General features: G+C 62.5%; 25 protein-coding genes. 11 read left to right on the top strand and 14 right to left on the bottom strand.

The window, feature by feature from the left end:
• The first annotated feature begins 19 nt into the window (after positions 1–19).
• From ACGYLD_RS01470 to aat, 8 genes are all read left to right on the top strand, one after another.
• Positions 20–1366 (top strand): substrate-binding protein, encoded by a 1347-nt coding sequence (locus tag ACGYLD_RS01470; RefSeq protein ID WP_067261823.1) that lies wholly within the window; start codon positions 20–22, stop codon positions 1364–1366.
• A 101-nt stretch (positions 1367–1467) separates the two neighbouring features.
• Positions 1468–2496 (top strand): branched-chain amino acid ABC transporter permease, encoded by a 1029-nt coding sequence (locus ACGYLD_RS01465; RefSeq protein ID WP_271689857.1) that lies wholly within the window; start codon positions 1468–1470, stop codon positions 2494–2496.
• 3 nt (positions 2497–2499) lie between these two features.
• Positions 2500–3705 (top strand): branched-chain amino acid ABC transporter permease, encoded by a 1206-nt coding sequence (locus ACGYLD_RS01460; RefSeq protein ID WP_271691547.1) that lies wholly within the window; start codon positions 2500–2502, stop codon positions 3703–3705.
• A gap of 10 nt (positions 3706–3715) precedes the next feature.
• Complete coding sequence (locus tag ACGYLD_RS01455; RefSeq protein WP_067261818.1) at positions 3716–4480, top strand: ABC transporter ATP-binding protein; 765 nt, start codon at positions 3716–3718, stop codon at positions 4478–4480.
• Between the two features lie 33 nt (positions 4481–4513).
• Entirely contained in the window at positions 4514–5266 is a 753-nt protein-coding gene (locus tag ACGYLD_RS01450) for an ABC transporter ATP-binding protein (RefSeq protein WP_067261816.1), read from the top strand.
• Between the two features lie 197 nt (positions 5267–5463).
• Positions 5464–5970, top strand: a complete 507-nt coding sequence (accB, locus tag ACGYLD_RS01445; RefSeq protein ID WP_271691548.1) for an acetyl-CoA carboxylase biotin carboxyl carrier protein — start codon at positions 5464–5466, stop codon at positions 5968–5970.
• A gap of 9 nt (positions 5971–5979) precedes the next feature.
• Entirely contained in the window at positions 5980–7332 is a 1353-nt protein-coding gene (accC, locus tag ACGYLD_RS01440) for an acetyl-CoA carboxylase biotin carboxylase subunit (protein ID WP_271691549.1), read from the top strand.
• A gap of 6 nt (positions 7333–7338) precedes the next feature.
• Positions 7339–7974 (top strand): leucyl/phenylalanyl-tRNA--protein transferase, encoded by a 636-nt coding sequence (gene aat, locus ACGYLD_RS01435; RefSeq protein WP_271691550.1) that lies wholly within the window; start codon positions 7339–7341, stop codon positions 7972–7974.
• Here the strand turns inward: aat and ACGYLD_RS01430 are convergent.
• From ACGYLD_RS01430 to ACGYLD_RS01365, 14 genes are all read right to left on the bottom strand, one after another.
• Entirely contained in the window at positions 7938–8300 is a 363-nt protein-coding gene (locus ACGYLD_RS01430; RefSeq protein WP_271689853.1) for a DUF2155 domain-containing protein, read from the bottom strand. The two genes, aat and ACGYLD_RS01430, sit on opposite strands and share 37 nt — an antisense overlap.
• Before the next feature lie 55 nt (positions 8301–8355).
• Positions 8356–8739 (bottom strand): NADH:ubiquinone oxidoreductase subunit NDUFA12, encoded by a 384-nt coding sequence (locus tag ACGYLD_RS01425; RefSeq protein ID WP_067267544.1) that lies wholly within the window; start codon positions 8737–8739, stop codon positions 8356–8358.
• A 103-nt stretch (positions 8740–8842) separates the two neighbouring features.
• A complete protein-coding gene (locus ACGYLD_RS01420; protein WP_394400756.1) occupies positions 8843–9211 on the bottom strand; it encodes a Rid family hydrolase in 369 nt (122 codons plus the stop codon).
• A gap of 67 nt (positions 9212–9278) precedes the next feature.
• A complete protein-coding gene (gene clpX, locus ACGYLD_RS01415; protein WP_271689851.1) occupies positions 9279–10547 on the bottom strand; it encodes an ATP-dependent Clp protease ATP-binding subunit ClpX in 1269 nt (422 codons plus the stop codon).
• A 124-nt stretch (positions 10548–10671) separates the two neighbouring features.
• Positions 10672–11328 (bottom strand): ATP-dependent Clp protease proteolytic subunit, encoded by a 657-nt coding sequence (locus tag ACGYLD_RS01410; protein WP_067267539.1) that lies wholly within the window; start codon positions 11326–11328, stop codon positions 10672–10674.
• Positions 11329–11449: 121 nt separating this feature from the next.
• Complete coding sequence (locus ACGYLD_RS01405) at positions 11450–12508, bottom strand: c-type cytochrome (RefSeq protein WP_394400753.1); 1059 nt, start codon at positions 12506–12508, stop codon at positions 11450–11452.
• Positions 12492–13754, bottom strand: coding sequence for a sulfite dehydrogenase (gene soxC, locus ACGYLD_RS01400; RefSeq protein ID WP_394400751.1), 1263 nt, complete (start codon positions 13752–13754; stop codon positions 12492–12494). The genes ACGYLD_RS01405 and soxC overlap by 17 nt, the downstream gene beginning before the upstream one ends.
• Before the next feature lie 73 nt (positions 13755–13827).
• Positions 13828–15528, bottom strand: a complete 1701-nt coding sequence (gene soxB, locus ACGYLD_RS01395; RefSeq protein WP_394400748.1) for a thiosulfohydrolase SoxB — start codon at positions 15526–15528, stop codon at positions 13828–13830.
• Between the two features lie 87 nt (positions 15529–15615).
• On the bottom strand, positions 15616–16467 hold the full coding sequence (soxA, locus tag ACGYLD_RS01390; RefSeq protein WP_271691555.1) for a sulfur oxidation c-type cytochrome SoxA: 852 nt from the start codon (positions 16465–16467) through the stop codon (positions 15616–15618).
• Positions 16468–16511: 44 nt separating this feature from the next.
• Positions 16512–16841: a thiosulfate oxidation carrier complex protein SoxZ gene (soxZ, locus tag ACGYLD_RS01385; RefSeq protein ID WP_168613464.1), complete on the bottom strand. Its 330-nt coding sequence runs from the start codon at positions 16839–16841 to the stop codon at positions 16512–16514.
• A 31-nt stretch (positions 16842–16872) separates the two neighbouring features.
• Entirely contained in the window at positions 16873–17292 is a 420-nt protein-coding gene (gene soxY, locus ACGYLD_RS01380) for a thiosulfate oxidation carrier protein SoxY (protein ID WP_168613463.1), read from the bottom strand.
• 119 nt (positions 17293–17411) lie between these two features.
• Entirely contained in the window at positions 17412–17888 is a 477-nt protein-coding gene (soxX, locus tag ACGYLD_RS01375; protein WP_394374194.1) for a sulfur oxidation c-type cytochrome SoxX, read from the bottom strand.
• Between the two features lie 135 nt (positions 17889–18023).
• Complete coding sequence (locus ACGYLD_RS01370; protein WP_271691557.1) at positions 18024–18608, bottom strand: thioredoxin family protein; 585 nt, start codon at positions 18606–18608, stop codon at positions 18024–18026.
• Positions 18609–18636: 28 nt separating this feature from the next.
• The gene (locus ACGYLD_RS01365; RefSeq protein WP_276153900.1) at positions 18637–19374 is read right to left on the bottom strand and encodes a cytochrome c biogenesis CcdA family protein; all 738 of its coding nucleotides are present in this window, start codon (positions 19372–19374) and stop codon (positions 18637–18639) included.
• 97 nt (positions 19375–19471) lie between these two features.
• Between ACGYLD_RS01365 and ACGYLD_RS01360 the strand changes: the two genes are divergently transcribed.
• The 3 genes from ACGYLD_RS01360 to ACGYLD_RS01350 are packed head-to-tail and all read left to right on the top strand — an operon-like array spanning position 19472 to position 21220.
• Positions 19472–19834 carry a hypothetical protein gene (locus ACGYLD_RS01360; RefSeq protein ID WP_271691559.1) on the top strand — a complete coding sequence of 121 codons (363 nt, stop codon included), beginning with the start codon at positions 19472–19474 and terminating at the stop codon, positions 19832–19834.
• Positions 19831–20169 carry a helix-turn-helix transcriptional regulator gene (locus ACGYLD_RS01355; protein WP_271691560.1) on the top strand — a complete coding sequence of 113 codons (339 nt, stop codon included), beginning with the start codon at positions 19831–19833 and terminating at the stop codon, positions 20167–20169. The genes ACGYLD_RS01360 and ACGYLD_RS01355 overlap by 4 nt, the downstream gene beginning before the upstream one ends.
• On the top strand, positions 20162–21220 hold the full coding sequence (locus ACGYLD_RS01350) for a YeeE/YedE family protein (RefSeq protein WP_271691561.1): 1059 nt from the start codon (positions 20162–20164) through the stop codon (positions 21218–21220). Before ACGYLD_RS01355 ends, ACGYLD_RS01350 begins: the two co-directional genes overlap by 8 nt.
• Positions 21221–21277 lie beyond the last annotated feature (57 nt).

Raw genomic sequence — 21277 nt, 5'->3', positions numbered from 1 at the left:
ACAAAAATGGGAGGACTTCATGTCGTTTACAAAACTGACACGCCGCGGGCTGATCCAGACCGGCGCGGTTGCCGGTGCAGGGTTGGCGCTGCCGACCTATCTGCGCGCGGAAAATCACGCGGGCTTTACCAATGCCCCCACGGGCAGCACCGTGACGCTTGGCTTCAACGTGCCCCAGACCGGCCCCTATGCCGAAGAAGGTCTGGATGAGCTGCGCGCGCAAGAGCTTGCGGTCGAACACCTCAATGGCGGGGGCGACGGCGGCATGATGAACACCTTCAGCTCCAAGGCGCTGAAAGGGAACGGTATTCTGGGCAAGAAGGTCGAATATGTCACCGGCGACACCCAAACGAAATCCGACGCCGCCCGCGCCAGCGCCAAGTCGATGATCGAAAAAGACGGCGCGGTGATGATCAACGGCGGCTCGTCCTCGGGCGTGGCCGTGGCGGTGCAGGACCTTTGCCAATCGGCGGGCGTGATCTTCATGGCGGGTCTCACCCACGCCAATGACACCACCGGTAAAGACCGCAAGGCCAATGGCTTCCGGCATTTCTTCAACGCCTATATGTCCGCCGCCGCTCTCGCCCCGGTGCTCAAGAACGCCTATGGATCTGAGCGTCGCGCCTATCACCTGACGGCGGATTACAACTGGGGCTGGACCCAGCAGGAATCCATCGCCGCCGCGACCGAGGCGATGGGCTGGGAAACCGTGGAGAACGTGCTGACGCCGCTCGCCTCGACCGATTTCTCCTCCTATATCGCGCCGGTGCTGAACTCGGGCGCCGATGTGCTGGTGCTGAACCACTACGGCGGCAACATGGTGAACTCGCTCACCAACGCGGTGCAGTTCGGCCTGCTCGACAAACAGGTCAATGGCAAGAAATTCGAGATCGTCGTGCCGCTCTACTCCGAACTGATGGCCGCCGGTGCCGGGGCCAACGTGCAGGGCGTGATCGGCTCAATGAACTGGAACTGGCAGCTGCAAGACGAAGGCTCCAAAGCCTTCACCAAATCCTTTGGTGAGAAATATGGCCGGCCGCCGTCGAACTCCGCGCATACCTGCTACGTGCAGACCCTGCTCTATGCCGATGCGGTGGAACGGGCGGGCTCGTTTAACCCCTGCGCCGTGGTCGAGGCGCTTGAGGGTTATGAGTTCGACGGGCTGGGCAACGGGCCCACGCTCTACCGTGCCGACGATCACCAGTGCTTCAAAGACGTGCTCGTGATGAAGGGGGCAGAGAACCCGACCAGCGAATACGACACGCTGGAGATCGTCGAGCAGACGCCGCGTGCACAGGTCGAATATGCCCCCGATCACCCGATGTTCGCGGGCGGTGATCTGGGCAAATGCAACCCCGGCGCGTGATCCGCTGACATCAGATGGCGCGCGGGCCTGATCCTGCGCGCCCTTTTTATCGCTGCAAGCGGCCAAGCCGCTTGTAAACGCTTCCCTTACAGGTGGGGACCATGGACGCAATCCTTCTGCAAATACTCAACGGCCTCGACAAAGGCTCGGCCTATGCGCTCATTGCGCTCGGGCTGACGCTGATCTTCGGCACCCTTGGCGTGGTCAATTTCGCCCATGGGGCGCTCTTCATGATCGGGGCCTTCTGTTCAGTCACGCTGCAACGCATTCTGACGCTCAGCGTCGAGACCATCGACGAGACCAAGAAGGATTTCCTCGGCAATCCGCTGAAGGTCAAAACCCCCTATGTCGAACAGTGGTTCGGGCCGGAAACGGGACAGGCGATCATTGATTGGTCGGTGCCACTGGCGATCCTCTTTGCGATTCCGGTGATGCTGCTTATCGGCTTCATCATGGAACGCGGGCTGATCAAACATTTCTACAAGCGCCCCCATGCGGATCAGATCCTCGTGACCTTCGGCCTCGCCATCGTTTTGCAGGAAGTCGTCAAATATTTCTACGGCGCCAACCCAATCCCCACACCTGCGCCCGAGGCCTTTGTCGGCAGCTTCGATTTCGCGCCGCTCTTGGGCTTGGACACGTCTTTGGCCTACCCCTATTGGCGCTTGGTCTACTTTGGCTTTTCCACACTCATCATCGCCGCTGTCTTTGCTTTCTTGCAATTCACCACCTTCGGCATGGTGGTCCGCGCCGGCATGGCAGATCGTGAGACCGTGGGCCTTCTGGGCATCGACATCGACCGCCGCTTTACCATCATGTTCGGCATTGCTGCCGCCGTGGCGGGGCTTGCGGGCGTGATGTACGCGCCGATCAACTCGCCCAATTATCACATGGGCATGGACTTTCTGGTACTGAGCTTTGTCGTCGTTGTGGTCGGCGGCATGGGCTCGCTGCCGGGCGCGGTGCTGGCGGGGTTCCTTTTGGGTATCCTCGAGAGCCTCGCGTCCATGAATGAAATCAAAAGCATCATCTACGGTATCGACCAGATCATCATCTACGTCGTTGCCATCGTGATCCTGCTGGTCCGTCCGCGCGGTCTGATGGGACGCCGCGGCGTGATGGAGGAATAAGACATGTTCGGACTGGAAAAACGCGATACGCTTCTTTTGGGGGTTGTGATCGTTCTCACGCTCTTCGCCCCCTTCATCCTCAACCCCTTTCCGGCGGATTCGGGCCTTGCACAGTTCAACGCGGGCTACCCCGACCTGATGCAACGCTTTGTGATCTTTGGCATCTTTGCCATTGGGTTCAACATCCTCTTTGGCCTGACCGGCTATCTCTCCTTCGGCCATGCGGCCTTTCTGGGGGTCGGTTCCTACTCTGCTGTCTGGATGTTCAAACTGCTCAGCTACAACGTCGTGCCCGCGCTGGTGCTGGCCGTCATCATGGCGGGGCTTTTCTCCGCACTGATCGGCTACATCAGCCTGCGGCGCTCGGGCATCTACTTTTCAATCCTGACGCTGGCCTTCGCGCAGATGTCCTTCAACCTCGCCTATTCAGTGCTGACGCCGATCACCAATGGTGAGACGGGGTTGCAGATCTACACCTCCGATCCGCAGTACCTCCAATCCGTCGACGCGCCTTCGTTCCCGAATCTCTTCGGTGCCGCGATGAACTCCTCGACGACACTTTTCTTCGGCGGCTGGAGCTTCACCTTCTCGGTCGGCTACTACTTCTGCGCGGTCTTCCTGATCCTCGCCTTCTATCTGGCGATCCGCATCTTCCGCTCGCCCTTTGGCATGATGCTGCGGGCGGTGAAATCGAACCAGCAGCGGATGAACTACACCGGATTGAACACGCGGCCCTACACGCTGGCGGCCTTTGTCATCTCGGGCATGTATGCCGGGCTGGCGGGCGGTCTGCTGGCGGCGATGGACCCGCTGGCGGGGGCCGAACGGATGCAGTGGACCGCCTCCGGCGAGGTGGTGCTGATGACGATCCTTGGCGGCGCGGGCACGCTCATCGGCCCGGTGCTGGGCGCGGGCTTCATCAAGTATTTCGAGAACATCTTCGCCAAGATCAACGACAACGTGCTGCACGGCTGGTTCGCCTTCATGCCCGACGGGATCGAAGACGCGATGGTCGCCATCATTCACCCCTTCGTCGGCAAGGGCTGGCACCTGACGCTTGGCCTGCTGTTCATGCTGGTCGTGATCTTCCTGCCCGGTGGGCTGGTCGAGGGCGGGCAACGTCTGGGACGGGTCTTCCGCCGCCGGGACAAGAACGCAGGCTCGGTCGAGGCCGATGCCGCCCAACAGCGCAGCGAAGCCGCGGAATAGGAGAGACATCATGGCCATTCTCGAAGTCAAAAATGTCGGCAAGCGCTTTGGCGGGTTGCAGGCGCTGAGCGATGTAAACCTCAGCGTGGCGGAGAACTCCGTCCATGCGATCATCGGCCCCAATGGGGCGGGCAAATCCACGCTGCTGAACTGTCTGGTGGGCAAGCTCATCCCCGATACCGGCTCTGTCATGTTCGACGGGCAGTCGGTGCTGGGGCGCAAACCCTATGAGATCAACCAGATGGGCATTTCCCGCGTGTTCCAAACGCCCGAGATCTTTGGTGATCTGACGGTGATGGAGAATATGCTGATCCCCTGCCTTGCCAAACGCGACGGGGCGTTTCAACTGAACGGCTGGTCGCGGGTCGTGGGCCAGCGCGACATGATCGACAAGGCCGAGGAAATGCTGCGCGACATGCGTATGATTGACAAACGGCACATGCCCGCAGCCTCCATGTCGCGCGGGGACAAACGGCGGTTGGAGATCGCCATGTGTCTCGCCCAAGACCCCCGTCTGCTGCTTTTGGACGAACCGACCGCCGGGATGGCACGGGCCGACACCAACAACACCATCGACCTGCTCAAACAGATCAAGGACGAGCGCGACATCACCATCGCCATCATCGAACACGACATGCATGTCGTCTTTTCACTGGCCGAGCGGATTACCGTGCTGGCCCAAGGCACGCCGCTGGTCGAAGACACGCCCGACCGGATCAAGGGCCACCCCAAGGTGCGCGAAGCCTATCTCGGCGAAAGCCAAGACGCCGCCTGACCCCCTCCCTTTGCCGCAGATCTAGGACAGCATATGACCACCAGCACGCTCGACAAAAACGCCAACCACGCCCAAACCGCCCCCGCCTTCCTCTCGGTCTGGGACATTCACGCCTATTACGGCGAAAGCTACATCGTGCAGGGGGTGAGCTTTAACGTCCATGAAGGGGAGATTCTCGCCCTGCTGGGCCGCAACGGGGCGGGCAAAACCTCGACCCTGCGGGCCATCGCGCGGGTGAGCGACCCTGAGCTGAAACGCGGCGAGGTCTGGCTCGACCATCAGCCGCTGCATAATATGGCCAGCCACCAAGCCTCTGCCGCGGGGCTGGCACTGGTGCCCGAAGACCGCCGCATCATTTCCGGCCTCACGGTCGAAGAGAACCTCAAGCTCGCCCAGATCGCCCCGCCCATCGGCTGGTCGCTCGACCGGCTCTATGACCTCTTCCCCCGCCTGCGCGAACGGCGCCATCAAGAGGGGGTGACCCTCTCCGGCGGGGAGCAGCAGATGCTCGCCATCGCCCGCGCTTTGGCCCGTGACATCAAGGTGTTGCTACTCGATGAACCCTACGAAGGGCTGGCGCCGGTGATCGTGGATGAGATCGAAAAGACACTGGGGCTGATCAAGGCGCAGGGCATCACCACGATTCTGGTCGAACAAAACGCGGTGCGGGCGCTGAAACTGGCCGACCGGGCGGTGATCCTCGACACCGGCGGCGTGGTCTTTGACGGCACCGCCGCCGAGGTGCTGGACAACGCGGAACTGCGCGCAGAATACCTCGCGATCTGACCTAAGGTCACTCAGGTCCGGCGCGCGCGGCTGAGGCACAGCCTCTTTCTCGCGCCCCGGACCGCTTTGCGCGACAAAAAACCGATCCTACCCCCTAGACAACAGTTGGCTTTTCATGGCTTTGCCCATGCCCTATAAGCGTGCCAATCAATCGCGCAGCGACGGGCTGCAGGCCTGTCGAAATCTTCGAGGATCCAATGACAAACAAAACCCATGACGCTGACGTGGCCTTCATCAAGGCCCTCGCCGAGCTGCTGAACGAAAACGACCTGACCGAGCTTCAGGTGAAACGCGACTATGCCGAGGACGACAGTCTGAACGTGCGCGTCAGCCGCAAGCCCCCGCAGCAGGTCATGGCCGCCCCCCAGCAGCAGTACCAAGCCGCCCCCGCGCCTGCCGCCGCACCGGCCCCCGCCGCTGCCGCGCCTGCCGCTCCGGCGCCTGCTGCCGACGCCGATCCGGCGGATCACCCTGGTGCTGTCACATCGCCCATGGTCGGCACCGTTTACCTGCAAGGTGAGCCGGGTGCGCCCGCGTTCATCACCGTTGGTGCGTCGGTCTCCGAAGGCGACACGCTGCTGATCGTCGAGGCGATGAAGACCATGAACCACATTCCCGCCCCCCGCGCCGGCACCGTCAAACGCATCCTCGTCGGCGACGGTGATGCGGTCGAATTCGGCGCCCCGCTGGTCATTCTGGAATAAGGGCCGGACATGTTCAGCAAAATCCTAGTCGCCAACCGGGGAGAGATCGCGCTGCGCGTCATCCGCGCGGCCCGCGAGATGGGCATCCAGACGGTCGCGGTGCATTCCACTGCCGACAGCGACGCGATGCATGTGCGCATGGCCGACGAATCCGTCTGCATCGGCCCTCCCTCCTCGACCCAATCCTACCTCTCGATCCCCGCGATCATCGCGGCCTGCGAGATCACCGGCGCCGAGGCGATTCACCCCGGTTATGGGTTCCTGTCGGAAAACGCCAACTTCGTGCAGGTGATCGAAGACCATGGTCTGACCTTCATCGGCCCCACCGCCGAGCACATCCGCGTCATGGGCGACAAGATCACCGCCAAGGACACGATGAAAAAGCTCGGCGTGCCTTGCGTGCCCGGCTCCGACGGCGGGGTCACTTCGCTGGAAGAGGCCAAGCGCATCGGTGAGGAAATCGGCTATCCGGTTATCATCAAGGCCACAGCAGGTGGCGGCGGCAAGGGCATGAAAGTCGCCCAGACCGCCAAGGACATGGAAAAAGCCTTCCAAACCGCACGCGCCGAGGGCAAGTCGAACTTCGGCAACGACGAAGTCTATATCGAGAAATACCTCACCACCCCGCGTCACATCGAGATTCAGGTCTTTGGTGACGGCAAGGGCAACGCCGTGCATCTGGGCGAGCGCGACTGCTCGCTCCAGCGCCGCCACCAGAAGGTGTTTGAGGAGGCCCCCGGCCCCTCGATCACCGAGGAAGAGCGCGCGCGCATCGGCAAGGTCTGTGCCGACGCCGTGGCCAATATCAACTACATCGGCGCGGGCACCATCGAGTTCCTTTACGAGAACGGCGAGTTCTATTTCATCGAAATGAACACCCGCCTGCAGGTGGAACACCCGGTGACCGAGGCGATTTTCGGTGTCGATTTGGTCCGCGAGCAGATTCGGGTGGCCGAAGGGCTGCCGATGTCCTTCACGCAGGACGATCTGCAGATCAACGGCCATGCCATCGAGGTGCGCATCAACGCCGAGAAACTGCCGAACTTCGCACCCTGCCCGGGCAAGATCACGCAGTACCACGCCCCCGGCGGTCTTGGCGTGCGGATGGATTCGGCGCTCTACGACGGCTATTCGATCCCGCCGTTCTACGACAGCCTGATCGGCAAGCTCATCGTGCACGGCCGCGACCGGCCCGAAGCGCTCGCGCGTCTAGGCCGCGCTTTGGGCGAGTTGATCGTGGACGGCGTGGACACCACGGTGCCGCTCTTCCACGCGCTTCTGGCCGAAGAGGACATCCAGTCGGGTGGCTACAACATCCACTGGCTGGAGCATTGGTTGGAAACCAACCTCGGCGACGGCTGACATGACATGTCGGATCTGACGCCAGAGATCCTGCTCCACGGCTATTCCATCGGGATTTTCCCCATGGCGGAACACCGCGACGACCCGGAAATTTTCTGGGTCGATCCGCGGCGCCGTGGGGTGATGCCGCTCAATGGTTTCCACATCTCGCGCTCTCTGGCCCGCGCCATCCGGCGCAGCCCCTTTCACCACACGATCAACCGTGATTTCCAAGCTGTCGTCGCCGGTTGTGCCGACCGCGAAGACACATGGATCAATGCCGAGATCACCGCGCTCTACACTGCGTTGCACCGCGCGGGCTACGCCCATTCGCTTGAGGTTTGGGACGGTGACGCGCTGGTTGGCGGCGTCTATGGCGTGACGCTGGGCCGCGCGTTCTTTGGCGAGAGCATGTTCTCACGCCGGACCAATGCGTCAAAGATGGCGCTGGCAGCGCTGGTGGATCGGCTGCGCCGCGCGGGGTTCACCCTGTTCGATACGCAGTTTTTAACCGATCACCTCGCCTCTCTCGGGGCGGTGGAGATTTCGCGGGCAGAATATCACGCGCAGCTCGATGTGGCGAAACGCGGCAATGCGCGGTTCAACGCGCCTAAGTTGGACAGTCTTCAGGACGTGCTGCAGCGCATGACCCAGATGTCATAGCGAAAATGCTCCAGCGCGTGCAGCGCGGGGGCCGAGGCGATCATCCAACCGGAGAACAAGGCGCTGTCGCTGCCCTTTTCGGTGATCTCAAGCGCGGCATAGGCATTGGCCGCCGGATCCCCCGCCGGATAGCGGCAATCGACCATGGAGATCTGCAAATTGCCCAAGGTCAGGCGGTCACCCTTAGCGATCTCCAGATCGGTCGTGTCGCCCGAAATCTTGTCCAAGGCACGCAACACGCCGCCCGAGGCGCTGGCGACCTGCCCCCCCTCTTGAGCGTGAAGCGGCGCGGCCAGCACAAGCGCGGCCAAGAGAAGCTTTTTCATGGGTCCACCCGGATTGCGTGAGCTTTGGGGCCGCGCGGAAGGCGCGGCCAACCGATCATTCAGGCTGCCAAGCCTCATAATCCTTACGCTCGACAGGTTCGGCGCGGCGCAGCGACCCGGCGGGCGCATAGGCCATGGCGGTGCCAGTCCGATTCTCGACATGGGCCTTTTCCCAAGGCTTATGCGCCAGCGGCTTGTCGGTCGGCGGCTCATCCCATGTGCGGTGCAGCCAGCCATGCCAATCGGGGCTCACGCGGCTCGCCTCGGCCTCACCGTTGAAGATGACCCAGCGTTTGCTGTCATCCGCGTTGCGGTAATAGACGTTGCCCTGCGCGTCTTCGCCCACCTTGCTGCCCTTGCGCCAAGTGAAAAGCTGGGTGTTCAGCGTCTGGCCGTTCCACCAAGTAACGCTGCGCAGAAGTGAATTGAGAATGCCCATTGAGGTCTCCGTTCCTGTTGTCCGTTATATGCACCATGGAGGCTTTGGCGTCCAGCCTCACCGCGCAGGAGGTTCCACGCGCGGCAGGATTCGTCGCTGAAAATCAGCCCTCTGCCGCCGCGCGCAAAAGGGCCGTGCATTCGATCTCAATCCGGTATTTCGGGTCGATCAGCCCGCATTCGATCATCGTCGCGGCGGGTGGATGCGCGCCGAAGGCCGCGCGTAGAAGCGGCCAGCAGGCTTCGAACTCCGCCGCGTCGGGCAGCATATAGGTGACGCGCACCACATGGGCGAAATCACTGCCTGCCTCGGCCAAGGCCGCCTTGATCGTTGCCAGTGCCGCCGCGCATTGCGCTGTCACCTCTGCCCCCTCACCCACGGTGCCCGAGACATGGACCATGCCCCCCGCCACCACAGCGCGGCTGTAGCCGATCTTACCCTCATAGATGCCGCCAGATAAAATGCGCTGCATAAAGCCCTCTCCTGAAACGCAAAAGGGCGGACCAGATGGCCCGCCCCTATGACTTTGCCTTACGCGCTTAGCCCGCGCTGGCTGGTTCTTTGCTTTCGCTGTCGGCGTGGATCATCAGCGGCTTGGCCTCCGATGTGACGGCCTCCTCGTTGACGACCACTTCGCTCACCGTCTCCAGCCCCGGCAGTTCGAACATCGTGTCGAGCAGGATGTCTTCGAGGATGGAGCGCAGGCCCCGCGCGCCGGTCTTCCGCTCGATCGCGCGTTTGGCGATGGCTTGCAGCGCGTCATCGGTGAAGGTCAGCTGCGTGTCCTCCAATTCGAACAGACGCTGGTACTGCTTGACCAGAGCGTTCTTCGGCTCGGTCAGGATGGTGACCAGAGCGTCCTCATCCAGATCTTCGAGCGTCGCCAGAACCGGCAGACGGCCCACGAATTCCGGGATCAGACCGAACTTCAGCAGGTCTTCGGGTTCGAGGTCGGTGAAAATCTCACCAATGCCGCGGGCGTCATTGTCACGCACATCGGCGCCAAAGCCCATGGCCGAGCCTTTGCCGCGCTGCGCGATGATCTTGTCGAGACCGGCAAACGCACCGCCGCAGATGAAGAGGATGTTCGTGGTGTCCACCTGCAGGAACTCCTGCTGCGGATGCTTGCGCCCGCCCTGCGGCGGCACGGAGGCCACGGTGCCTTCCATCAGCTTCAGCAGCGCCTGCTGCACGCCCTCACCCGATACATCGCGGGTGATCGAGGGGTTTTCCGACTTGCGGGTAATCTTGTCGACTTCGTCGATGTAGACGATGCCGCGCTGTGCCCGCTCGACGTTGTATTCCGACGCCTGCAACAGTTTGAGAATAATGTTCTCCACATCCTCGCCGACATAGCCGGCTTCGGTCAGCGTGGTCGCGTCGGCCATGGTGAAGGGCACATCGAGGATGCGCGCCAGCGTCTGCGCCAGCAGCGTCTTGCCGCAGCCGGTGGGGCCGATCAGCAAGATGTTGGATTTCGCCAGTTCTATATCGCCGCCCTTCTGGGCGTGGTTCAACCGTTTGTAGTGGTTGTGGACCGCTACCGAGAGCACGCGCTTGGCCATCGCCTGACCGATCACATAGTCGTCCAGCACGCCGCAGATGTCGCGGGGCGTGGGCACGCCATCGGTCGCCTTCAGGCCCGAGGCTTTGGTCTCTTCTCGGATGATATCCATGCACAGCTCGACGCATTCGTCGCAGATGAACACGGTCGGCCCCGCAATCAGCTTGCGCACCTCGTGCTGGCTCTTGCCGCAGAAGCTACAGTAGAGCGTATTTTTGCTGTCGTTGCCGGAATTATTCGCCATCTCAAACCTTTCAGGTCTGTCGTGTATGTCCGCCCCGGTCTTGGGGCCGCGAGATTTGGCCTCAAGCTTAGGCCAGTGACCCCGGCGCTACAATCGCAAAATATGCAGCGCCGGGCCCCTTCGATTACTTGTCTTTCTTGTCCTTGCCACCGGCGGCAGCTTCATCGGCCTTGCCACGGCTTTCGACGATCTCATCCAGATGGCCCCATTCCTTGGCTTCCTCTGGCGTCATCCACAGATCACGGTCGAGGGCTTTTTGAACGGTTTCCAGCGGCTGGCCGGAGTGTTTGACATAGAGCTGATACATCCGCTCACGGGTGCGTTCGATGTGCCGCGCCGAGATCAGGATATCTTCGGCCATGCCCTGCGAGCCACCGGAGGGCTGGTGGATCATCACTTCGGCATTGGGCAGCGCGAAACGCATGCCCTTTTCGCCGCCGATTGCGATGACCGACCCCATAGAGGCCGCCATGCCGCAGATCAGGGTGGAGACCTTGGGCTTGATGTATTGCATCGTGTCGTAAATCGACAGGCCCGCCGTTACCTCGCCACCGGGCGAGTTGATGTACATGCTGATTTCCTTGGAGGGGTTCTCTGCCTCAAGGTGCAGCAGCTGGGCGACGACCAGATGGCTCATCCCGCTGTGGATCGGGCCGTTGACGAAGATGATCCGCTCTTTCAGCAGACGCGAGAAGATGTCGTAGGACCGCTCGCCCCGGCTGGTTTGCTCAACCACCATCGGGACAAGCGTGTTCATATAGGTGTTGATCGGATCGTTCATGCGTGCCTGCCTCAGTTCCTGTTCGCGGGACCATACCCGCAAAACTGTTACCCAGAGATTAGTCCCCCCGGTATGGGGGTTCAAGGGGGGCAGGCACGACAGTCTGCGCTAATCGCGCCGATCACTCCGACGCGTCGCGCAGGTAGGCGATCAACGCGTCGATATCCTCGGGCTTGCGCACACCCCGGAACGACATTTTAGTGCCTTTCATGAAGCCCTTAGGGTCCGCCAGAAAGGCGCTCAACTCATCGTGAGACCAGACCAACCCCTCCGCCGCTGCGGCCTGCATGGCTTTGGAGTAGCGGAAGCCATCGACAGCACCCGCCGGGCCATCCACGATGCCGTTCAGCATCGGGCCGACACGGTTCTTCGCCTTGGCGCCGATCTGGTGGCAGGATTTGCATTTGCGAAACGCCTTCTCCCCGGCCTTGATCAGCGCGGGATCGGCGGCGGGGGCTTCGGCCACCTCGACCGGCGCGGGGGGCTCTTCGGGGGCAGGCTCCGCCGCAGCTTTGACCTCTTCGGCCTTAGCCTCTTCGGCGGCGGCCTTGGCGGCGGTCTCCTCGGGCGTCACGTCCAGCACGGCTGCGCGCATGGTGATCTCGACCGAGGGTTTGCAATCGCTCATGCAGGGCTCTTGCTTGAAGGACGCAAACTCGACCTCCGCCCGGTCATCGGGTTTGAAGGCCTCCTCATTCGGCAGGCGCAGCTCGGCGAAGTTCTCTGACGAGAGCACGAAATCCTCATCCACCTCGTCATTGAGATAGAGCAGATAGGCTGTGATCGCATAGACCTCATCATCGCTCAGCGACTGTGCGTCGCCGAAGGGCATCGCCCGGTTCACATAGTCGTAAACCGTTGAAAGGTATGGCCAATAGCTTCCGATTGTTTTGACGGGGCGCATGTCGGTCAGGCTGCCCTGCCCGCCAGCAAGCACCGGCCAACGGCCCGTGCCCTCGCCAAAGACGCCGTGGCAGGAGGCGCATTTCGCGGTGTAAATCTCATCCCCGGTCATCACGTCGCCACGGCCCTCGGGCAGACCTGTGCCGTCAGGGCGCACGTCGATGTCCCACAGCGCGATCTCTTCGGGGGTGGCGGCGCGGCCGAGCCCCAGAGGCTCGGCGGCCAGCGGGCTTGCTAGCGCGGTGGTCAGGAGGGCAGCTTTAAGAAATCTCGACATTTTCGGCCTTTCCGTCTGCATCGACCGCCCAGGTCTGGATGCCATTGTTGTGGTAGATCGAATTCTCGCCCCGGACCGCGCGCAGCGCGTCCTTCGTGGGCTGGACGTAGCCGGTGCTGTCATGTGCACGGCTTTGCAGCAGCAGGGGTTTGCCGTCCCATTCGAAGTCGAAGTAGAAGCGGTGCAGCGCCTTTGGCGTGCTCGGCCCGTCCATCCGCGCCTGATGCCACGTGATGCCACCGTCGAGCGTCACATCCACGCGCGGAATCGTACCGCGGCCCGACCACGCGAGGCCGGTCAGAACGGTCGGCCCCGGGCCGTGGGTGATCGGCGCCTGCGGGCTGGGGCTGGTGATGACCGACTTCGCGTCCATCTCCCATGTGAACCGCCGCGCCACACCGTCGGCCATGAGGTCGGTATATTTGCTGGTCTCCTCGCGGTGGTGCCAAGGCCGGTCGCCGACTTCGAGCCGGCGCAGCCATTTGACCCACATGTTGCCCTCCCAGCCCGGCACAACGAGGCGCACCGGGTAGCCCTGTTCGGGGCGCAGCGCTTCGCCGTTCATCTTGAAGGCCACGAGGCAATCGTCGAGCGCCTTTTCCATCGGGATCGACCGGCTCATCGCCGCGGCATCCGCGCCCTCGGCCAGAAGCCACTTGCCTTCGGGCTTCACGCCCGCTTCCTCCAGCACCAGCCGCAGCGGGACGCCGGTGTATTGGACGTTGTGGATCATACCATGGGTGAACTGGCAGCCATTGAGCTGCGAGCCGCGCCATTCCATGCCGGAGTTGGCGGCACATTCGAGGAAATAGACATGGTTCTCGCGGGGGAAGCGGTGCAGGTCGTCCATCGTCAGCACCAGCGGCTTGTCAACTAGCCCATTGATCATCAGCCGGTGCTTGGCGGGGTCCACCTTTGCGACGCCCGAATGGTGCCGCTCGAAACACAGCCCGTTGGGCGTGATCGTGCCGTCGAGGTCGTGCAACGGGGTGAAGTTGATCGAGCTCACCGGGTCGGCGGTCAGCCATTCCACGGTGCGGCGCTTCACGTCTGCCTCATGCGGCGAGGGCATGCCGTAGGGGGCGACATCGACGCCGTCGCCCAACTCCTGCATCCATGGATGGATCGCAATGCCCGGATCAGCTTGCGCGGCACTGGCCCCGCCCGCCAGCGTCCCCGCGGCCGCCGCCCCTGCCCCCGTCAGAAAGGCACGGCGCGATGGCCCCTTGTGGTTCTCTTCTGTCATGTCGTGGCCCTCACATATTCAAATTCATTTTATTGAATTTGTGTCTATGTGAGAACCCCTATTCTCATTTTTCTTACTTTGGCAGAACGATTTTCACCGGGGTCCGGGCGCCTTCGCCCACGGTGTTCAGTTTCGAGATATGGCTTTCCACCACGTCCCAGATCGGCGGGCCTTCGGTGCCCTCGTTGACCGAGGCCCAGCCGGCCACGACATAGCTGCGCTGCGGATCAATTGGCTCGCCGGTGCTGAGCAAGGTCATCTCGCTAATCCGCTCGCCCTGCGGTTTGGCGATGTCCATCTTGAAGCCCATGCCACCGACGCGCACCATGTCGCCGCCCTGCTGGTAATAGGGATCGGGGTTGAACAGGTTGTCGCCCACGTCCTCCAGCACGACTTTCAGGAATTCGCCCGTCATTTCCGTGCGGTAGGCATTGGGATAGGTCATTGAGGTGACGTTGAAGATATCCTCGCGCGTAATGTCCTGACCGGGCAAGATTGACGGCCCCCAACGCACCCCGGGGCTGAGCGCAATCTCGGCGTCACGTTCGCTCAGCAGCGCATCGCAGATGAGGTCGTCCCACGTGCCGTTGAAGTTGCCGCGGCGGTAGAGCAGCGCATCGCTCTGCCCCACCACATGGGTCAGTTCCTCAAGGAAGGGCGCGCGCTGTGCATCGATCAGCTTGGCCACCTCCGCGTCCGGCGTGATCAGGTCCGAGAAGATTGGGATGAGCTTGTGCCGCAGCCCCATCATCTTGCCGTCGCGCACGTCCAGATCGACGCGAGAGACGAATTTCCCGTTCGAGCCGGAGGCGATGATATGCGTCTCGCCCACCAGCACCGGTTCGGGCAGCGCGTCATGGGTGTGGCCCGAGAGGATCACGTCGATCCCTTTGACGATCCCGGCCATCTTCTTGTCGACGTCGAAACCGTTGTGGCTCAGACAGACGACCAGTTCAGCACCTTTGCTGCGCACCTCGTCGACCATCTGCTGCATATGCTCGTCGCGGATGCCAAAGGAGTATTCGGGGAACATCCAGCCGGGGTTGGCGATGGGCATATAGGGAAAGGCCTGCCCGATGACGGCGATCTTCACGCCGCCGCGCTCGAAGAACTCGTAGGGCTTAAACAGTTCCGCCGGCTCATCCCATTCACGGTCAAAAATGTTCTGGCCGAGGGCGGCAAAGGGCAGCCCTTCGACGATCTCATGTACCCGTTCGGAGCCCAAGGTGAACTCCCAGTGGAAGGTCATCGCATCGGGCTTCAGCGCGTTCATCACGTTAACCATGTCCTGCCCTTCGGTCTTGAGACAGGTCATCGAGCCGTGCCATGTATCGCCGCCATCCAATAGCAGCGCGTCGGGACGGTCGGCGCGGATGGCGTTCAGCACGGTGGCCACGCGGTCGAGCCCGCCGACCTTCCCGTAGGCCTGTGCTTGGGCCACGAAATCGTCGTAGGTCAGGGCATAATCCAACGGCGTGCCGCCGCCGATGCCGTAGCGGACGCGGAAATCCTCGCCGGTGATATGGGGCACCTTGCCGCGGTTCTCGCCCACGCCGATGTTGACCGACGGCTCGCGGAAATAGATCGGTTTCAGCTGCGCATGGATGTCGGTCACATGCATCAGGGTGACATTGCCGAACTTCTCGAACTCCAGCAGCGCATCCTGATCAAAGCGGTCCTGCGCCGCCAGCCGCGCCCAGTTGCCGAAGCCCGAGCCGCCATAGATGGAGGCCGCGGCCATTGACATTTGCAGAAAATCACGGCGAGACAGCATGTTACGCTCCAGCACTTGAAAACAGGGAAAGGCCCCGCCCCCATGCGGGGGGCGGGATCAGGTCAGGCGAAACGCCCGGAAATTAAATCAGTTACGCACCGAGGGTGCTTCGACCGACAGGCCGTTGCCGCGGCTGGCGACGTAGAGTTCCAGCGCCACGAACTCGGGGCTGCCGGGGCTGAATGTCTCGGCCCGCGTGTCGCGCACGCAGCCCTTGAAGCGCGCATGGGCGCTGTTGAGCTTGGTGTTTTTCAGACGGTAGACCGGGAAGCCGTTGATTTGGCCCTGGCTCAGGTGGTCGGCCCGGATCATGTTGCCGTAGTTGTCCTCGTGGCAATTGGCGCAGCTCAGCTCAAGCTGGCCGTAGCGGGTGTAGTACATCTCCTTGCCCTGCTCCCATGTGCTCTGGGCCGGGCCGTCGATCGCCACGTTGACCGGCATGCCGCGCGACTGAACCGAGATCAGCGCCTCCATCGCCGTCATCTGGCTGCCGGTGTACTTGTAGGGCTCGGCGCCCATCTGGTTCTCGCGGCAGTCGTTGATCTGCTGCGCCAGCGTGCGCACCTCGCCCGCGTCCTCGTTCCACTTCGGGTAGACCGCGCGGACCCCCTTCATCGAGGTTTCGACATCGTTGTGGCAGGAGGCGCAGGACTTGCCCTCGCTGCCCTCTGCCGTGTCCCAAGCCGCCTGCGCCTGATCGACGAAGATCATGCCCGAGTTGTCGAAGTCGTCCATTTGAAGCTGCTGCGTCTCGTCCGAGCGGAAACGCCAGCCAGACATGATCTCGGGCAAGGCGCCGCCGAGATGCGCAGGCGCATCGGTCTTGGTCACCATCTCGATCTCGCCGTTGACGACAAGCTCGGCCTCCTCATCGGCGGACCCCAGCGTGGGTGCGGCCACCAAAAGCGCCGCGACAGCAGTCATTGCCTTGAATTTCATGTCTTTCCTCCCTGTTCCATGCGCCGCTTGGCTGACCCGATGGGTCAGCCGATGGCGATGGATTTGACTTCTTCGTAGACCGAACCGTCGTCGTCGTACCACGTGAATTTGAACTCACCCGCTTCCGGAACGGTGGCGTCGAATTCGAAATAGGGGTTGGTCGACATCGCCGGTTCCATCTTCACGTCGATCACGTTCTCGCCGTTGAACTCGGCGGTGAAGCGGTTGATGATCGAACGCGGGATGACGTTGCCGTCGCTGTCCTTGCGCTGGCCCGATTCCATCGGGTGGCTGATCAGCGTCTTGATCGTGATGACCTCGCCGGCCTCGGCCTTTTTCGGCACTTTGACGCGGGGTGTTACACCTTCTGCCATTTTCTAAACTCCTGATTTGGGGCGCGCGGGCTTAGCCGCCGCAGCCACCGATTGTAACTTTGATCTCTGCGCTGGTGCGGGCGAACGTGCCGTCTTCCAGCTTGGCGATGGCGATGACGTCTTGGGTCTGCGCCAGCCGGATGCGGGTGGAGGCGCTGCGGCTGCCCGCCAGCGGGCCGAAGTTGAAGGTGCCCACGGGCGGTGTCGGGTTGCCCGCAGCCAGCACCATGATCGCCGAAGCGCCCGGTGCCTCTACCGAGATTGGCACGGTGTTGCCATTCTCGGCAATTTCAGGCGCGGTCAGGGTCACGCCGGTGTCGGCCATGTCGGCCCCGCCGGTGAATTCCGCGATCAGTTCGTCCACCGTGGCGGCCGAAGCCCCCACCGGCAGGATGGTCAGCGCCATGGCGCCAAGGCCGAGGCCCAGAGTTTCACGTCTTGAGAAGTTCATCTCTCATCTCCTTATTCGTCTGCGGCGTGGGGCGCCGTCATTCCGTTCCACGATGCGCTGATCGCGATTCTTGCACCGGTCCCCCGCCACCGCTTGCTCAGCGCGGCGGGCGGGCCGCGTCACTCTTCTTTGAGCGTTGCCAGAAAGGCCACGACATCTTCGATTTGCTGCGCATCCAGCAGCGGCGGCAAAGGCTCGGTCCCCGCCTTGCCGGTGAACCCGTCGCCGGGGCGGACATAGCCGCTGGTCTTGTAGTAGGAAGGCATCATCGAGCCTTCGAAAGTCATCTTGCTGTTGGCTACGATCCCGCGCAACTCGGCCTCGTTCCAGCGGTCGCCAGCCCCGTCGAGCATCGGACCGATTTCACCCTGAAAGGGAACCTCGCTGAGCGCGCTGATCTGGTGGCAGGCCACGCAGTTGCCCGCTTTCTTGCTGCCGACGATGGCCGCACCCTTGGCGGCATCCCCGGGTGTCCCGGTCAGGGATTGTTCAACCGAACCATAGTCATCATAGGTCACGTCGGCAGGTGCCACGGTTTCAGCGGCGGCCAGAACGGGCGCGCCCGACACAATTGCGGCGGCGATCCATCTCATCATCGAAAACTTCCTCCCAGTGCCGATCACGGTGATGTGTGATCCGGTTTACCTGACCCTAAGACAGGGATGCGGCGCGGCGCAACAACAAATTCAAACTTTTGAATAGCTTTCCCCGTGCGGCGCCGCTTTCCCCGGTCAATCGGTCCTGCCATTGTTGCGCTCTTGGATCATCCGCGCGTGGTAGCGTTGGAAATCCTCATCGCCGTCGAGCGCGTAGCGTTCCTCGTTCACCCAAGTGAGTATATCGAGCGTCGTGCCCTTGCCGAACGCCCCCGGCATCACCGCCACCGCCGCCTGCGGCGCGGTCGTGTCTTCGGCCACCTCATGGGGCAGGAACATCAGCGTCGGGGTAAAAAGAATCCCCCATTTCCGCGCCATCTGCTTTTCCGAAAGCGTCTCCCCGTCGAAATCGGTCACCTCGATATCGCCATGCAGGTTCAGCTGCACAACGAAATAATTCTCTTCGATGTAATTGGCGATTTCGGGGGTGGGAAAAACCTCTTCGTGCATCTTGGTGCAATAGATGCAGCCGCGCTGTTCGAACATCAGCATCAGACGTTTGTCCTCGCCCCTAGCCTCCTCCAGATCCTCACGCAGGTCTTTGAAGGTGTCGCGCATCCAGGGCGTCTTGTGCAGCCCGTCGTCGCCCAGTTCCGCCGCGGCCAAAGGCCAGGCCAGCATCGCCGCCGCCACCGCGGCCCCTATCCTTGATCCGATCATCTTGGCGTCCTCCTCCTGATTGTTGCGTCTATCCTAGCGTCGTGAAGCTGGGGAACCAACGGATCATCGCATCCGCGATCAGTTGCACCCCGCCGGTCACGATCAGCACGGCAAAGAGGATCAGCATCACCCCCATCGCCTTTTCCACCTTTTGCACCAGCGCCATATGCCGCGCGGCCCAGTTAAGAAACGGTTTGGCGAAAAGTGCGGCCACCACGAAGGGCGCGGTCATCCCCGCGCCATAGGCGGCCAGCAACAGCCCGCCCCGGGCGATATCGCCCATGCCCGAGGCAATCATCAAGATCGCCGCCAGCGCGGGGCCGACGCAGGGTGTCCAGCCAAAGCCGAAGGCCAACCCCATGACATAGGCGCCCCAGACCGAAGTGGGCTTGCCGCCCCCCTCCAGCCGCGCCTCGCGGTAGAGCAGCGGCACTTTGATCACGCCGAGGAAGTGCAGGCCAAAGACCGTCAGGATCGCGGCCGCCACCCAGCTCAGCGGCTCAAGGTACTGGGTGAACACCTGCCCGATAGCCGTGGCACCCATGCCGAGCAGAACAAAGATCGTCGTGACCCCAAGCGCGAAGAGCAGCGAAGACAACACCAAGCGCCGCTGCGCCCCCGGCGCGATTGCACCATCGCCGCGCAATTCGGTCACGCTGAGCCCCGCCATATAGCTGAGGTAGAATGGCACCATCGGCAGAATGCAGGGCGTAAAGAAGCTGAGCAGCCCTGCGAAAAGCGCGCCTGCATAGGTGATGTCGAACATGTTATCCCCCGCCCGCGCCGCGCTGGTCCGCCGCGCTTGAACAATTCACATATTCAAATTACGTTGAGTGTCGTCCAAACGTCAATCAGGCAAGCCGATGATCCGCACAGTGACCGCCTTGAGCCTCGCGGCCCTGACCGCCCTGCCCCTTGGAGCGGTGGAACTGGTCATGGTCGAACAGCCCGGCTGCATCTATTGCCAACGTTGGGACGAAGAGATTGCCCCCGCCTACCCCAAGACCGCCGAAGGGGCTTTTGCCCCGCTGCGCCGCGTCGATATCTCCGCCGTGGAAGAGAGCGTCACCCCGCAGCGTGCGGTGATCTTCACCCCGACCTTTTTGCTGGTCGAAGACGATGTCGAATTGGGTCGCCTCGAAGGCTACCCCGGTGCGGAGTTCTTCTGGCCCATGCTTGATACGCTCTTGCACGACAAGACCGATTTCGAGGACCCGACCGAATGACAAGCCTGCCCGTGATGACCCCCGACATGTCCCAAGAGGACATGGACCGGATGCTGACCAATGCCGTGACCGCGTCGAATTTCCTCAAGGCGATCAGCCATGAGGGGCGGTTGATGATCCTGTGCCACCTCGTCTCTGGCGAAAAATCGGTGAGCGAGTTGGAGGCCCTGCTGTCCACCCGACAGGCGGCGGTGTCGCAGCAGCTGTCGCGGCTCAGGCTCGAAGGTCTGGTCACGCCGCGCCGCGATGGCAAGACGATCTATTACCGGCTTGCCGATGACCGGCCCCGCAAAATGCTGGAACTGGTCTACGAATTGTTCTGCAAGGATGATTGAGCTTTGGGGCCAGCCGCTGACCGCCGCCCTTCTGGGCGGGCTGGGCGGCGTGTTGCTGGGCCTCGCCGCACGACTGGGGCGGTTTTGCACCCTCGGCGCGATCGAAGACCTGCTCTATGGCGGATCGGGCGACCGGATGCGGATGTGGGGTCTGGCTATCGGGGTGGCGATGCTGGGCAGTTTCACCCTTGCCGGCTTGGGGCTGATCAACCTCGACCGCGCCTTTCACCTGACGATTGCCTTCTCTTGGGCGCCTGCGGTCTTTGGCGGGCTGATCTTCGGCTATGGCATGGCGCTGGCGGGCACCTGCGGCTTTGGCGCTTTGGCGCGGTTGGGCGGGGGTGACCTGCGCGCCTTCGTGATTGTCTTGGTCATGGGGCTTGCGGCCTTTACCGTGCTCTCTGGCCCGCTTGCCCCGGTGCGCGCCCTGCTCTTCCCGCGCCAGATGAACGCGGGGCCGCCTGACGGCATCGCACATGTGCTGTCGGCCTTCACGGGCGGATCGGTGCCGCTGATCGGCATCCTGCTGGGCCTTGCGGTCTGCCTGCTGATGCTCGGCGCCCGCAGCTTTCGCCGCGATCTGCGCAAAGTGTTCTGGGGCGCCATGGCCGGGCTTGCCATCACCTCGGGCTGGGCGGGCACGGCGTGGCTGGCGCAGACCGGTTTTGGCGCGCAGACGCTGATGTCGCATAGCTATGCCGCCCCCGTGGGAGAAACGCTGCTCTATGCGATGCAGGGGTCGGTCCGCCCACTCAGCTTTGGCATCGGCTCGGTCGCGGGGGTCTGGGTCGGCGCCTTTCTGGGTTCGCTCTGGCAAGGGCATTTCCGCTGGGAAGCCTGCGAAGACCCGCGCGAACTGCGCCGCCAGATTTTTGGCGCAGGGCTGATGGGCGCAGGTGCGGTGATCGCCATGGGCTGCACCATCGGGCAAGGCATCTCGGCCATCTCGGTGCTGGCCTTCAGCGGGCCGGTGACCCTCGCCGCGATCTTTGCGGGCGCGGCTTTGGGCCTGCGCCAACTCATCGTAGGATTTCGCCGCAGCACAGTCTGACGCGTCATAAAACCGTGACAGTCATGATGCAAATGGAGGCCAGCCAAGTCACCTGAG

It is taken from the genome of Sulfitobacter sp. 1A12056, from assembly GCF_043558125.1.
In the GTDB taxonomy this organism is placed as follows: domain Bacteria; phylum Pseudomonadota; class Alphaproteobacteria; order Rhodobacterales; family Rhodobacteraceae; genus Sulfitobacter; species Sulfitobacter faviae.
The sequence above is the reverse complement of the archived record's forward strand: the minus strand, read 5'-3'. Positions and strand labels throughout refer to the sequence as shown.